General features: G+C 57.5%; 15 protein-coding genes. 13 read left to right on the forward strand and 2 right to left on the reverse strand.

From position 1 onward, the window contains the following. Positions 1-35 precede the first annotated feature (35 nt). From MHK05_RS08185 to MHK05_RS08215, 7 genes are all read left to right on the forward strand, one after another. A complete protein-coding gene (locus tag MHK05_RS08185) occupies positions 36-1,022 on the forward strand; it encodes a helix-turn-helix transcriptional regulator (RefSeq protein ID WP_239206017.1) in 987 nt (328 codons plus the stop codon). 2 nt (positions 1,023-1,024) lie between these two features. Next, a complete protein-coding gene (locus MHK05_RS08190; RefSeq protein ID WP_239206019.1) occupies positions 1,025-1,981 on the forward strand; it encodes a helix-turn-helix transcriptional regulator in 957 nt (318 codons plus the stop codon). A 97-nt stretch (positions 1,982-2,078) separates the two neighbouring features. Continuing rightward, complete coding sequence (tatA, locus tag MHK05_RS08195) at positions 2,079-2,342, forward strand: Sec-independent protein translocase subunit TatA (protein WP_239206021.1); 264 nt, start codon at positions 2,079-2,081, stop codon at positions 2,340-2,342. A gap of 109 nt (positions 2,343-2,451) precedes the next feature. Next, on the forward strand, positions 2,452-3,546 hold the full coding sequence (tatC, locus tag MHK05_RS08200; protein WP_239206023.1) for a twin-arginine translocase subunit TatC: 1,095 nt from the start codon (positions 2,452-2,454) through the stop codon (positions 3,544-3,546). A 21-nt stretch (positions 3,547-3,567) separates the two neighbouring features. Further along, complete coding sequence (locus MHK05_RS08205; protein ID WP_239206025.1) at positions 3,568-6,384, forward strand: DEAD/DEAH box helicase; 2,817 nt, start codon at positions 3,568-3,570, stop codon at positions 6,382-6,384. Between the two features lie 32 nt (positions 6,385-6,416). Further along, positions 6,417-7,544 carry a M24 family metallopeptidase gene (locus MHK05_RS08210; protein ID WP_239206027.1) on the forward strand — a complete coding sequence of 376 codons (1,128 nt, stop codon included), beginning with the start codon at positions 6,417-6,419 and terminating at the stop codon, positions 7,542-7,544. After that, a complete protein-coding gene (locus MHK05_RS08215; protein ID WP_239206029.1) occupies positions 7,545-8,291 on the forward strand; it encodes an SDR family oxidoreductase in 747 nt (248 codons plus the stop codon). Here MHK05_RS08215 and MHK05_RS08220 read toward each other — a convergent pair. Further along, positions 8,288-9,094 (reverse strand): precorrin-3B synthase, encoded by an 807-nt coding sequence (locus tag MHK05_RS08220; protein ID WP_239206031.1) that lies wholly within the window; start codon positions 9,092-9,094, stop codon positions 8,288-8,290. The two genes, MHK05_RS08215 and MHK05_RS08220, sit on opposite strands and share 4 nt — an antisense overlap. Positions 9,095-9,179: 85 nt before the next feature. Here MHK05_RS08220 and MHK05_RS08225 point away from each other — a divergent pair, with 85 nt between their 5' ends. The 3 genes from MHK05_RS08225 to MHK05_RS08235 are packed head-to-tail and all read left to right on the forward strand — an operon-like array spanning position 9,180 to position 12,210. Then, positions 9,180-9,782, forward strand: coding sequence for an FxsA family protein (locus MHK05_RS08225; protein WP_239206033.1), 603 nt, complete (start codon positions 9,180-9,182; stop codon positions 9,780-9,782). Beyond that, positions 9,782-11,311, forward strand: a complete 1,530-nt coding sequence (gene lnt / locus MHK05_RS08230; RefSeq protein ID WP_239206035.1) for an apolipoprotein N-acyltransferase — start codon at positions 9,782-9,784, stop codon at positions 11,309-11,311. Before MHK05_RS08225 ends, lnt begins: the two co-directional genes overlap by 1 nt. A 5-nt stretch (positions 11,312-11,316) precedes the next feature. Further along, the gene (locus MHK05_RS08235; protein WP_239206037.1) at positions 11,317-12,210 is read left to right on the forward strand and encodes a polyprenol monophosphomannose synthase; all 894 of its coding nucleotides are present in this window, start codon (positions 11,317-11,319) and stop codon (positions 12,208-12,210) included. Positions 12,211-12,288: 78 nt separating this feature from the next. On the opposite strand, the gene MHK05_RS08240 is transcribed toward MHK05_RS08235, so the two are convergent. Then, positions 12,289-12,672 (reverse strand): RNA polymerase-binding protein RbpA, encoded by a 384-nt coding sequence (locus tag MHK05_RS08240; protein ID WP_023021567.1) that lies wholly within the window; start codon positions 12,670-12,672, stop codon positions 12,289-12,291. Positions 12,673-12,793: 121 nt separating this feature from the next. Here MHK05_RS08240 and MHK05_RS08245 point away from each other — a divergent pair, with 121 nt between their 5' ends. From MHK05_RS08245 to MHK05_RS08255, 3 genes are read left to right on the forward strand one after another with little or no spacing between them, the layout of a single operon-like run. Continuing rightward, a complete protein-coding gene (locus MHK05_RS08245; protein WP_239206039.1) occupies positions 12,794-13,144 on the forward strand; it encodes a hypothetical protein in 351 nt (116 codons plus the stop codon). 3 nt (positions 13,145-13,147) lie between these two features. Further along, complete coding sequence (locus tag MHK05_RS08250; RefSeq protein WP_239206041.1) at positions 13,148-13,849, forward strand: YceI family protein; 702 nt, start codon at positions 13,148-13,150, stop codon at positions 13,847-13,849. A gap of 13 nt (positions 13,850-13,862) precedes the next feature. Further along, a complete protein-coding gene (locus tag MHK05_RS08255) occupies positions 13,863-14,027 on the forward strand; it encodes a hypothetical protein (protein ID WP_023021569.1) in 165 nt (54 codons plus the stop codon). Positions 14,028-14,084 lie beyond the last annotated feature (57 nt).

The raw sequence follows: 14,084 nt of genomic DNA on the forward strand, positions 1-14,084 counted from the left end.
CACCATAGAGTCATATCAGGGAGACAACACAGCACGTGGCAGCACACAACCCCACGCCCAAACGACATGATGAGGCGGTAGAACGGCTCACCAACCTCTCCTTCGCGCTACAAGGCGCGGCAAACTCCGGCGGTAGCCCTGATCGCAGCGCTGCATGGATTCGTCGCCACGTTGCCGGGTACGGCGATAAGTCGGGCGAGGCTTTTGCCAAGTCCTTGGCGCGCGATATAGCGACCCTCCAACGTGCTGGGGTGCCCATTGTGCATTCCGGTGGTGAGGATGGCGCGCGCTACCGTCTTGACGCGAGTAGTTACCAGCTACCGTCGGTGGAATTTTCTCCGGAAGAGGCCATGGTTTTAGGCATAGCAGGGGGAATGGGTACCACGGGAGGCTTAAGCGATTTCTCTTTATCTGGGTGGACCAAGATTGCCGCCAGCGGCGCCTCGCGCAACCTTTCCGGCGCGCCGGTGTACACAGCGGTCAATGACATCACCCGCCTTGCCCCGGAAGTTATTACCTCTGTCCTCGCTGCGGTGCGCAACCGACTGCGCATTACTTTTTCCTACCGCGCAAACCCGGCCGCTAAGCCAGTACGCCGCGTGATGGATCCTTGGGGAGTGGTCAACCGTGATAGCCACATTTACATCGTGGGTTTCGATGTGGACCGCGGCGCCCCACGTGTCTTTCGTGCGCTTCGCGTCTCCGATATCAAACGCTCACATCATCCTGCAGAACACACCGTGCCAACAGAGACCTTGCAGGTCTTGGTAGAGCGCGCATTGCAGCGCGGAGAAAAGGTAGACGCGCGGCTTATTATTCCGGTGGGAAAGGCACAGGAGTTAATGGATGCGGGCGAGAAGCAGCCTGATGGCACGGTAATGCTGCGCAACGTGGATAAGGATTGGCTCGTGCGCACAGCGGCCGGGTACGCGCCAGAGGTACAGGTGGTCGAACCTGCCGGGGTGCGCCAGGAGGTCATTTCTCTTCTGCGCGCCGCCGCGCAACGGCAGGAAGGACGCTAGATATGGCCGATGCATCGCAAAAGCTCCAGGCGCTCGTGCGCTCTTTGAACCTGATTCCTTACTTTAAAAATCACCCCGACAAGACGCCGATGGAAGCGGCTACGGATTTGGGAATGGAGCCCGGTGAGCTGAAGGAGGCCCTCGATCGTCTATTTTGTTCCGGCACGGGCCGCAATACTGAAGATCTCATTGATCTCAGCTTCAGCTACCGCGACGGGGTAACCATTTACAATGATCAAGGCCTAAGCCAAGCGTTGCGTCTTACTCCCACCGAGGCCGGCGCCTTGCTCCTTACCTTGGAGTCACTGCAGGCAATGCCGGGGCTCATTGACGCCCAGGCTGTCGAATCCGCCGCTGCTAAACTACGCGGCATCATGGATGAAAAGACGGCAGCAATCTATGATTCGCTGTCTACTCCGGCCCCTGAAGAGACGGATATCCAAGCGCTTTTGACTCAAGCGGTCAATGAACGAAAGCGAGTGAGGCTGCGCTACTGGAGTGCTTCATCTAATGCAGAATCCGAGAGGCTGGTGGACCCAGCCCGCATCTTCATCGTTGATTCTGAGCCTTATCTAGCGGCATGGGAAGAAGCTAAGCAAGCCCATCGCACCTTCCGGATCGACCGTATAAGGACCGCTCACATGGAAGAAGAGCAGTCGCAGCCGCACTTAAAAGACCTCGATTTCGATGCCGTTTCACCCTTTAATTTGGGCAATGGGGACACCGTGAAACTAGCAATTAACCAAGAATTCACGTGGCTGGCTGAGTATTACGATATGCGGCTGGGCGAAGACCTAGGAAATGGGGAAGTAGCTGCGACGATGCCTGTGGGATCAGTGGACTGGCTGATTCGTTTTGCCTTGGGTCAAGCTGATAGGTTGCGAGTAGTTGCTCCTCAATCCGTGGTTAAGCTCATTGCGGAGCGAGGAAATGCCGCTTTGAGCGGCTATACTCAATAGCCAGTTACTTGCCCGTTAACTGCGCCCGCCCGCTGGAAGATTTTCCGGCAGTACCGCTGCTCGGCATGCTGGCGCACTAGTTGAAAGAGGTTTCTCCATGAGCCTAGGACCTATGGAAATCGGCCTAATCGTTCTCGTTATCGTCTTGCTATTCGGTGCAAAGAAGCTGCCGGATCTGGCACGTTCCATGGGCCGTTCCATGCGCATCTTCAAATCTGAGGTTAATGAGATGCAGTCCGAGGATACCCAGCGTTCCCAGGCGCAGGCACAGCTGAACCAGAAGCAGCAGTCCGACGAGGAATTCTGGAATCGACCGGACATGCAGCCGGGCCAGCAGAGCAACACCAACCCTCAGCAGTAAACGCCCCCAGCCCGTCGTTGCGCGAACACCTCTGCAGCGCGTGGATACACTCTCGTAATCCGCGCAGCAGGGAAGTGTTCGCTTCTTTGCGTTTGAAAGAGCCATACTGATGTCGCCACAGTCACAACCTGTTTCTGCCCCGAAGGCAAGCAAGAACGTGAAGGGGAAGCTGCGTTTTTCGCGCAAGCAGAAGAACCCTACCGGGGAGATGACCTTGGTGGAGCACCTGCAGGAGCTTCGCCGCCGCGTCATCATCGCCGTTTTAGCGGTGGTCGTCGGCGCCATCATTGGCTTTATCTGGTACCAACGCGCACCGTTCGGTATCTCCCCGCTGGGTGAGATCCTCCGCGAGCCCTATTGTGCGCTGCCAGCAGACAAGCGCGCCTCTTTCAGTGCGGATGGCGAATGCCGTCTTTTGGCCACCAGCCCTTTTGAAATGCTCCTGCTGCGCTTGAAGGTAGGCGCTCTGGCGGGCACCGTATTGTCCTCGCCGGTGTGGCTATATCAGATTTGGGCCTTCGTAGTCCCTGGCCTCCATAAAAATGAGCGTCGCTACACCTTGAGTTTCGTCTCTGCCGCAGTGGGACTATTCGTTGCTGGCGCCGTGCTCGCGTATTTCATCCTGTCCGTTGGGCTGGAATTTCTCATGGGCATCGGTGAAGAGTACCAAACAGCAGCGCTGACAGGTGAACGCTATTTCTACTTCCTTTTGGCATTGCTGCTGATATTCGGCATCAGCTTTGAAATTCCCCTGCTAATTGTGTCGCTCAATCTTATTGGCGTGCTGGAATATGAGCATGTCAAGGACAAGCGGCGGATCATTATTGTCGTCGTGATGATTTTTGCCGCCTTTGTCACCCCGGGCCAGGATCCCTTCTCGATGGTGGTTTTGGCTGGATCCCTCATTCTTCTTATTGAGATTGCATTCCAGTTCTGTCGCCTCCACGATAAGCGCATGCAACGCCAGCGCCCTGAGTGGATGGACCTCGACGATGAGTCTGCCTCACCGCTCGGCGCAGGACCAGGAGCGGTCGGCGGGCCTACACCCGTCGCGGCGCCAACCCAGGTACACCCTTCGCCCGCTCCTTCTCAGCAGGTTTCTCAACCAGTCCAGGAGGCACAGCAACAGCAGCCGCAGACGTGGACCACCGGCAGCAACGGGACTTCGTCGAACAGCGGCGGCTTTTTCGACGATGTCCTCTAGGCACGGGTAGCCTGGGGAGTCATGACTGAAACTCATCTAGATTCTTTTTCTGCAGCCCTGCCATACCCCTTGGATGAGTTCCAGGTTAAGGGCTGCCAAGCCGTGGAAGATGGGCACGGCGTCCTGGTGTGCGCGCCGACCGGCGCCGGCAAGACCATCGTGGGCGAGTTTGCGGTGTCGCTAGCATTGAGCCGGGGAACCAAATGCTTTTACACAACGCCGATTAAGGCGTTGAGCAACCAGAAGTATCACGACTTGGTTGAGGAACATGGTGAGGAAGCCGTCGGCCTGCTCACCGGTGATGTATCAATCAACTCTGATGCAGAGATCGTCGTTATGACCACCGAGGTGCTGCGCAATATGATCTACGCAGAATCCGCAGCACTAGATCGCCTTACCCATGTGGTCATGGATGAGATCCACTTTTTGGCCGATGCTTCGCGCGGCGCAGTGTGGGAAGAGGTAATCCTCAACCTGGCAGATCATGTCTCCATCATTGGTCTATCTGCCACAGTGTCCAATTCGGAAGAATTCGGCGATTGGCTTTCCACTGTGCGTGGCGATACCACCGTCATCGTTTCCGAACACCGCCCAGTTCCGCTCGACCAGTGGATGATGCTGGGACGTAAGATTTATCCGCTTTTCGAACCCGAATCCGGCGGACAAGTCAACACCGAGCTGGAGCGTAGAATCCAGCGCCTTGAGGCCGGCGATACCGACGACGGTCGCGCAGACTATAAATCCGGCAAGGGCTTTCGCGCCCGCGCCCGCCACAAGGGCGGCGGGCGTAGTGAATTCCGCGGAAAGGGAAGGGGACGCTCCGGCGCTTCTCGCCAGCAGGATCGCTATCGCCCCTTGGGCCGCCCCGAGGTGCTCAAAGTACTCCAGTCCCAAGACATGCTGCCGGCCATTACCTTCATTTTCTCCCGCGCTGGCTGCGATGGCGCACTGTATCAATGCCTGCGCAGCCGCATGGTGCTTACCTCCCAAGAAGAAGCGCAGCAGATCAAAGAAATCGTCGATGCTGGTGTAGAAGGTATCCCCGAAGAAGACCTCCAGGTCCTAGACTTCAAGCGCTGGCGCGAAGCCCTTTCCCGAGGCTTTGCGGCACACCATGCAGGTATGCTGCCGGCCTTCCGGCACATCGTGGAAGATCTCTTCGTACGCGGCCTCGTCCGCGCCGTCTTCGCTACCGAAACCCTGGCTCTCGGCATCAATATGCCGGCTCGCACCGTGGTGCTAGAAAAACTCATCAAGTTCAATGGTGAGGCCCACGTTGATCTCACCCCGGGCCAGTACACGCAGCTAACTGGCCGCGCGGGTCGTCGCGGCATCGATACCTTGGGCAATGCAGTCGTGCAATGGGCCCCCGCAATGGATCCGCGTCAAGTAGCTGGCCTTGCTTCTACCCGTACCTATCCTCTCATTTCCACCTTTGCGCCGGGCTACAATATGGCGATCAACTTGCTGGGCATGCTTGGGTTCGAAGACTCTCTTCGTTTGCTGGAAAAGTCTTTTGCCCAGTTCCAAGCCGATGGCTCGGTGGTGGAAGAAACCCGTGAAATTGAGCGCGCGGAACATCGAGTACGCGAGCTGCGCAGCCAGCTGGATGATGCCGTGGCGTCGCTAGCACCTCCTGCCAAAGACGGGGAAGATCCCGCCGAGGTACTGATGGACTACGTCCGCCTGCGCCGCGAACTCAGCGCTGAAGAAAAGCAGTCCAAAATCGATAGCGCTAACCAACGCAACCAAGAGGTTATTGCGGTTCTGGGGCGTCTGCAGCTAGGTGATGTTATCGCCATGCCCGGCAAGAAGCGCCCTATTCTCGCTGCGGTTGTCACGCCCGCTAACCAGACCGCTGATCCCCGCCCGTGGATTACCACGGAATCTGGGTGGTCTGGTCGGATCGACGCCGCCGGGATCAATAATCCTCCCATTCAGGTGGGGCGCATTAAAATCCCCAAGCCGGTACGCAAGAATCCGCGGCGCAATACCCGTTATGTGCAGGATGTCTTGCACCGAGAGCACTTCGACCGCCCCAAGCGAATGAAGTCGCAGCCCCGTACTCGGCCCAATAAGCGGGTAGGGCAGTTGCGCGATCAGCTACGCGCTCATCCCGCGCACGAGTGGCCGGCTACTGATCGCGAGCAGCTGGCGGGCTTGGCACAAAAGCTCGCGCGGCGCGAGCGTGACCGAGACAAGCTCCAGTCCAAGGTAAATAAGGCTACAGATACTTTGGGCCGCACCTTTGAGCGCATTGTGGACCTCTTGGCTGAGATGGATTACGTCGAATTTACTGGGGTGGGCTCCGAACGCACGCCAGTAATTACAGAGGAAGGAGAACGCTTAGCCAAAATCCACAGCGAATCCGATCTGCTGGTGGCACAGTGCTTGAAGCGCGGGATTTGGGATGAGCTGGATCCTGCCGAGCTTGCCGGCGTTGCTTCATTGTGCTGTTTCGAAAACCGCAAGGCTACCAGTGGGCAGCCGGAAGCAGCTACCGAGCGCATGGCCGATGCCATGAATGGCACGTGGCGCGTTTATACCGAACTCACCGCCGATGAGCAGCGCCACCGTCTGCCGCCCACTCGTGAGCCGGAGGCTGGTTTCGCCCTGGCCGTCCACCAATGGGCAGCCGGTGCCCCCTTGGGCTATTGCATGGCTGCCGCTAATGAAGCCGGCGCCGAACTTACCCCCGGTGATTTTGTCCGCTGGTGCCGGCAGGTCATTGACCTCCTGCAGCAGGTGGCGAAGACCGGCTATGACGGCGAGATTCAGCGCAATGCCCGTCGGGCTATCGATGCCATTCAGCGCGGTGTGGTAGCCATTGGCGCCTAGAGGCCGCGGCTTGGGCGAGTAGACTTTGGGATATGACTGTTACTCAAACTTTTTCCGCTGATGTCTACGCCCAGCGCCTGCAGGCCGCGCAACAGGCCGCTAAGGACAAGGACATCGATCTGCTCCTCATCGGTACGGGTCCAGACTTTGCCTATCTCACTGGCTCTTGGGTTTCCTCGCACGAGCGCCTTACCGTTTTGGTCGTGCCGCAGCAAGGCAAGGCCTGGATCGCAGCGCCTAATACCGATATCACCGATATCAAGGCCGCTCCGGTAGGAGAGCTGGATGTAGAGCTGCGGGGTTGGAACGACGGCGATAATCCCTATGAGCTAGCACTAGATGGTGCAGGCGCTGCTCTAAACAACGTGGCCCTGGGGCAGTCGCTGACTGCAGATCACGTCCTGCGTTTTCAGGATCTGATCCCACACGCTAATTATCAGTTGGCTACCTACGCGCTGGCGGAGCTTTTTACCCGCAAGGATGAAGCTGAGATTGCTGAGCTGCGCAAGGCTGGCCAGGCCATCGATGCGGTCCACGCACAGGTGCCAAAACTCCTCCAGCCGGGCCGCACCGAGGCGGAGGTGGCTCAGAAATTGGAAGAGCTCATCTTGCAAGAGCACATAGTTATCGATTTCGTGATTGTCGGCTCGGGTCCGAACGGCGCCAACCCGCACCATAGTTTCTCGGACCGTGTGTTAGCGGAGGGCGAGCCAGTCGTCGTCGATATCGGCGGCACTTTGCCTTCTGGTTACCACTCCGATTGCACCCGCACCTACGTGGTCGGCGGGGACGTTTCCAAGGCACCGCAGGACTTTCAGGATGCTCATGCCGTGCTTGCCGACGCCCAAGCAGCCGCCCGCGCCGCAGCCCACCCCGGCAGCACCGCCGCCGAGATCGATGCCATCACCCGCAAGGCGATCGCTGCAGCCGGCTGGGGCGACAACTTTGTCCACCGCACCGGACATGGCATTGGTCTATCTACGCACGAAGAGCCGTTCATTATGGAAGGCAATGACCTCACATTGGAAGAAGGCATGGCCTTTTCCATTGAGCCGGGCATCTACGTGGAAGGCAAGTGGGGCATGCGCTTGGAGGATATCGTGGTGCTTACTAGCGATGGCTACGAGTCCCTCAACCTAGCTCCGCGTGAAGTCCGTTAAATGGCTGGCGTATTAATACTTGGCGGTCGCAGTGATATCGGCGGCGAAATAGCTCGGCGGGTGGCTCCCGGTAAGGACATTGTGCTCGCTGCTCGTGGCACCCACGGAATGGACGGTAGAGAACAGCAGTTGCGGGCGGCGGGCGCGCGCAGCGTGCACTTGCTTGATTTCGACGCCGCAGATTTTCCGTCCCATGCTGGAGTTGTCGATCGCGCGATAGAGCTAGCAGGACCTCTGGAGATTGCGGTTGTAGCCTTTGGCATCCTGGGTGACCAGGAGCGAGCGGAACGCGATGCTTCCCACGCGGTCGACATCGCCACGATTGATTACGCGGCGCAGATTTCCCTGCTCACCTTAGTTTCTGAGCGCATGCAGCGCGGCCACATCATCGCGTTTTCCTCGATCGCAGGGTGGAGGGCCCGTCGAGCGAATTACGTCTACGGTTCTACCAAGGCTGGTCTTGACGCCTTCTGTCAAGGTTTGGCCGATAAGCTGCACGGCAGTCGGCTAGGACTCATTACCGCACGCCCCGGCTTCGTGATTGGCAGCATGACAGAAGGAATGAAACCGGCGCCGCTTTCGGTGCGTCCAGAGGATGTGGCCGAGGCCGTGGTCAGCTGCATAGACCACGATGCACGGCGCGGTAGACCGCGTTCGCGCACCATCTGGATCCCCAGAGCTCTACAGGCCCTAGCGTGGATCATTCGCCTCGTGCCGCGCCCAATCTGGCGTCACATGCCACGCTAGAGTCTGCGATCCTGCTGCTGTGCGCGAAGCAGTGGGGAGTTGATGTCGAAGATGAATCCACGCGGGGCGAGTACGCGCAGAACCACCTCGGCATCGCCCTCAGCGATATTGTGAAAGACTAATCCACCCCACGGGGTGACGGTGATGTCTACCTCCAGCTGCCCAATGAGCTGTGCAAACTCGGCTGGAATTGCGCCTTTATGAACGCCTGCGCCCAGATCAACGATGCCCGCAGGCAGATGCTCATCCAGCCAGCCAATGGGGCCGGGTTCTGCCAGGGCGGAGCTTGTGTGTTCCTCGGCCTCCGCGCGCTGGAGTGCTTCCTCATAATGACGGGCGGCGGCGTGTGGGGTAAGTGGGGCAGTAGGGGCGTCGACAAGCGGGGAGCGCCCAAGGTGCAAAGAACCATCCTTGTCGATGTTTAAACTCACACCAGCGGCACCCGCGGGCAAGCTATCCTCTTCCGCGATGACTGCAAGACCTGGCCCGCCTTCTATCGCACCCAATTCAGCCGCAATATCTTGGGCCGCCTGCTTGGCCGCTGCCGATAGGGGTGAGGCCAGCACCGGCACCGTGGCGGCATGTAGATGCAGGCCCTGGAGCCGCCGCTTAAGCGCCTCCGCATCCGTAATTCCGCGCAGCTCGATGGCAGAAAACCGGTCGATGTACACAAATCCATCCGCGCAATCACTGGCGCATTCTGCCAAAGTTACCCAATCTGGGGCGTGGGTGCTGCCGCCGGCAACGTGGATGCGGGTGCACGTGCCGTACTGAGGGTCGTCGAAAAGCGCAGGAGTAAACATGCGCACCAGTTTAACCTGCCGCAGCTGCAGCATAGTTCACGAGTGTTGCCAGCGCATTTTCAGTCTGCCTCGTTAAACTGAGGCCATGCCGTTTTTCTATTTTGCTCTCTACATGGTCGCAGAAACCCTGACTTTCTGGGCTGTATCCACATGGATCGGTGTAGGTTGGGCGCTAATCGCGCTCTTTGTCACCATGTTTTTCGGAATGTCCATCGCCGGCATTGAAGTCCGGCGCTTGATGGGAAAGCAGGTCGAACGCACAGGAGACGGCACTTACGTTGTCCGCGGCGGCAATATGGGCAAGACTGCCAGCAACGTAGGTCTTACCTTGGTAGGCGGCATGTTGCTCTCCTTGCCTGGCTTCCTAACCACGATTCTCGGCGCCCTACTTATTTTATCGCCCACCCGTGCAATCATCCGCACAGTTATGGCAGCGTCTTTGTACCGCAAGATCGAGAATATGGGTGTCAAGATCTACGAGGCAACCCCGATGGCGCAGCAGCATGACACGTATGGCGATTTTGTCTCCTTCGGCCGCGGACAAGCCGCACACAGCGGGCACCCGAGTACTCAGGACGCTGGCCCACATGAGGTCTTGGATGAGGAAGAGATTCGCCGGTGGACTGAAAACCTAGATCCGGATGACTTTGGCCCTGCCGGTGGCGAGACCAAGGGCGGCAAGAGCTAGTGTTGCCTATCCTTGCCCGCCTTTTAGTGGCGGGCCTTTCTGGTCTGCTTACTTATGCCGCCATTGAGCCCCGCGGCTGGTGGTGGGCCGCAGTAGTAGGTATGGGCTTGCTCTATGTGAGTTTGATGCCTTGGGGAACTAGGCACGTCTCCGCCCGTCTGGGCGCACTACTCGCGGTAGCGCATTCACTCGTGCTCTATCTTCTCACCTTGCCCTGGATCGGTGAATTGGTGGGAAGCGGGCCGTATATTGCGTTGGCAGTATGGCTTGCGGTTTACGCCATCCTATTGGGCTTTGGCGGCGCTGCGGTGGCACGGTGGAAGTACGGTTTTATTGCTTTCCCGTTCGTCTACCTCGCGGTGGAGGTGCTGCGTTCTTCTCTACCTTTCGGTGGTTTTTCCTGGGTCAAACTGGCTTGGGGGCAAATCGACGGGCCGCTAGCCAAGCTAGCGCCGTGGGGTGGCACCTCGCTTATCACCGTCGCCACAGTACTGTGTGGCTGCGGAATCGCCGCCTTGGTGATTCAACGCGGGTGGAAGGCCAAGGCCGTCGCACTGGTGACAGTTATTCTTCCCCTTGCGACCGCGACGGTAGCGGGCTTGAGCATCAACCGCGACGACTCCATTGTCGGTGAAGCAAAGGTTGCTGCCATTCAAGGAAACGTGCCTCGCATGGGCCTAGATTTTGCTGGGCAGCGGCAAGCGGTTCTCAATAATCATGTGGCTGAAACGAAGAAGCTGGCCGCGCGCGACAAGGACATCGACCTCGTCATCTGGCCTGAAAACTCATCCGATATCAATCCTTTCCATGACGGTAGGGCAGCCGCGGCAATCAGTGGTGCCGTTGATGCGATTGATGCCCCCGTTCTGGTTGGCACCGCTACGCGCGATGACGTGGGCGCCCGCAATACAATGCAGGTCTTTGCCCCTGGCCACGCGGTAGGGGACCACCACTATAAGAAGTACCTGCAGCCTTTCGGTGAGACCATGCCGATGCGGGATTTCTTTGCCAAATTTTCTGACTACGTGGATTTTGCCGGGGACTTCAAACCCGGCGATGGTCCAGGTGTGGTTTCCATGGCGGGCGTGCCGGTAGGCGTGGCAACGTGTTACGAAGTCTCTTTCGACAACGCCTTTAGAGAATCGGTCAAAAATGGCGCACAATTACTGACTACGCCAACCAATAACGCCACCTTTGGCTACTCGGATATGACTTACCAGCAATTGGCCATGAGCCGGCTGCGTGCGATGGAAACAGACCGTGCCGTGGTGGTGGCGGCGACCTCTGGAGTATCTGCCATTGTTCACCCCGATGGCCGCGTCAGCCAGTCCACGGAAATTTTCACGCCGGCCGCTCTCGTGGAGCAATTGCCTTTGCGTAGCGGCGAGACCTTTTCCGTTAGGTTTGGTTCGCCCCTGCAATGGCTCATGGTTATTATTGGAACAGTCTGCGCACTGGTAGCTTTGCGCACAAACCGCCTGCGACGCACCCCGCGCCGCTCCGGCACAGATACATACGTAGGAGCATAAACACTGTGAGCACGCTTGAAGCCTCGACCTTGGTCATCATCCCGACCTATAACGAGATCGAAAACCTCCCTCTCATTACTGGACGCGTCCGCGCGGCGGTCCCAGAGGTGCATATCCTCATCGTGGACGATAACTCGCCCGATGGCACCGGCGACAAGGCCGATGAGTTCGCAGCGCAGGATGACCATATCCACGTTCTCCACCGCGAAGGCAAGGGTGGCCTGCTAGGCGCCTATATCGCTGGCTTTGAGTGGGGCTTGGAGCGTGATTACCAGGTACTGTGCGAGATGGATGCAGATGGCTCCCACGCGCCGGAACAGCTCCACTTGCTGCTAGAAGAGGTAGACAAGGGTGCGGACCTAGTGATCGGCTCCCGCTATATTCCGGGCGGCGAGACCGTCAACTGGCCGGCTTCTCGCGAGTACCTTTCCCGCTTGGGTAATATCTACATCTCCGTGGCGCTGGGCGCTGGCCTGTCCGATATGACCGCCGGTTATCGTGCCTTCCGCCGCGAACTCCTCGAATCCATTGATTTCGACGAGCTATCCAAGGCGGGCTATATCTTCCAGGTGGATCTGGCTTTCCGCGCGGTTAAGGCCGGCTTCGATGTCCGCGAGGTTCCTATTACCTTCACCGAGCGCGAATACGGCGAGTCCAAGCTTGATGGTTCCTTCGTGAAAGATTCCCTGCTAGAGGTAACCAAGTGGGGCGTTGCCCACCGCACGGAGCAGCTGCAGGATTTCGGCGACGCCGTATCCAAGCTGGTCAATCGTGAAGTCAAGGATGGCTCCATTCACGATCTAGGCGTGCAGGCCCGCAAGAGCGCCGGCTGGGCATCTGACTTCGCCGGGGAAATTGCTCACCTAGCAAAGCACCAGATTGCACAGTTGAAGAAGTAGCCCATGCTTCAACGCTAAAGGCCCGTACCGTTTCTTAGTAAACCTAAGGAGGTACGGGCCTTTAGCTGCCGCAGAACCTTATGAGTTCTTTTGCTGCTGTTCCTGCTGCTCCTTTAGCAGGCGGGCTGCGGAACGGCGGCGGGAGCGCAGGTGGTTAATGCGCTCTTCTAGGAGCTCGTCCAACTCCTCAATGGAGCGGCGCTCACGCAGCATATCCCAGTGGGTACGTGGCGGCTTAGCCGGCTTAGACTCAACGCCTTCACCTTCTACAAGGTGGCCTAGCTTGCCGTTTTTGCACATCCATTCCTCAGGGATTTCAGCATCATCCGCAAAAGGCACCTCATAAATCTCGCCGTCTTCGGTGCGGTACTTCACCATTTGGCGTGGTGCGAGGTCGTGGTCGCGGTCGGTTTCGTAGCTGACTGCGCCCATACGGCTGCCACGGAGTACGCGATCTGCCATGCAACATCATCCTTTTCAAAGAGATCCCTGATTGAGTGCGAAGCAAAACTTCGCCTAAGAGCTACTTATTATAACGAACACCCTCGCGTCTTTGTTCCCAGCCCGCCTAAAATGCACTAAAATGTATCGGGTGATCCGTACAGCTAGTCGTGAACGCAACGTCGGTTCCTGCCAATGGTGTGGGAAGGACATTGATCAAGGCGGTAGAGGGCGGCCACGTAAATTCTGCAGCGCCTCGTGCAAACAGCGCGCGTATGAGCAAAGAAATAATGTTAGTGGCACGGGAATTCCCGCTAACGCTGTGATCCTTACTCCGGAGAAGGCAGAAAGTTTGCGCGACGGACTTTTTGAACTACGTTGTTCCGCAGAAGATATCAATACCGCCGCGGAGGAAGGCGCTAGTGCGCAGGAGCTTGCCGGTTTGTGCGAAGAGCTTGTTGCCCTGGCCCGACGCCTAGAAGGACTTCGATAGAAGATGAAAAAGCTTTTTTATAACCGCAAGCTCGTCATCACCATCTTTGTGGTGCTCATTGTATTGCTCACCGCCGTGGCCATTGGCCCTATGGTGTATTCGCTTCTCAAGGGCGCCGGTGTAAAAACAGAGCCTATTTCCGCCGATGGAGCTAAGGCCGCGTCTACGGAACTAGATGGATCCTGGCAGGTAGCCAAGGGGCGTGCTGATAATCATACCTCGGTTGGTTTTACCTTCAATGAGATTCTACCTGCAGAAAAGACCACCACATCTGGTTCGACCACCGAGGTGACCGGTCAGGCAGAAATTTCTGATTCCACCCTCAAAACCGCGACGGTCACCGTGGATATGGATGAGTTGTCTACGGATAAAAAGGTCCGCGACCAAAACATGAAGTCCAAACTCTTTGAGACGCAACTTTTCCCGGAGTCTTCCTTTAAGCTCACCAAACCCGCTTCGCTTGCCGACGTCCCAGATGACGGCACCATTGGCACGGTAAAGCTCACCGGTGACTTGACCATCAAGGATGAGACACACGAGATTTCCCAAGACTTTGACGTTCTCCGCGACGGGGATAACATCGTCATCGGCGGCACCGTTCCAATTAACCGCCTTGATTATGGCGTAGAAACCCCGGAAATGTTGGCAGCAAAGGTCGAGGAAAAGGGCGAGGTCAATCTTCGCATTTCCTTCAAGAAGGACTAATAAGGACGAGCCTATGAACACCCGCCAAATGATCCCGTTTATGTGGCTGCGCCTTCTTATAGTCATCGGCTTTACCATTTTCGTAGCCGTTCAACACATGTGGGTCATCGTAGCGATTTCTGCCTGCTTGGCGCTTTTGACTATATGGCAGCTGTGGAGTGCTTACCGTAATCGTTAAATAAGACATCCAAAGCGAGCGGTAGTTGCCCCGAATATCGTCAATGTGACTTTATAT

It is taken from the genome of Corynebacterium nasorum, from assembly GCF_022347325.1.
Taxonomy (GTDB): domain Bacteria; phylum Actinomycetota; class Actinomycetes; order Mycobacteriales; family Mycobacteriaceae; genus Corynebacterium; species Corynebacterium kefirresidentii.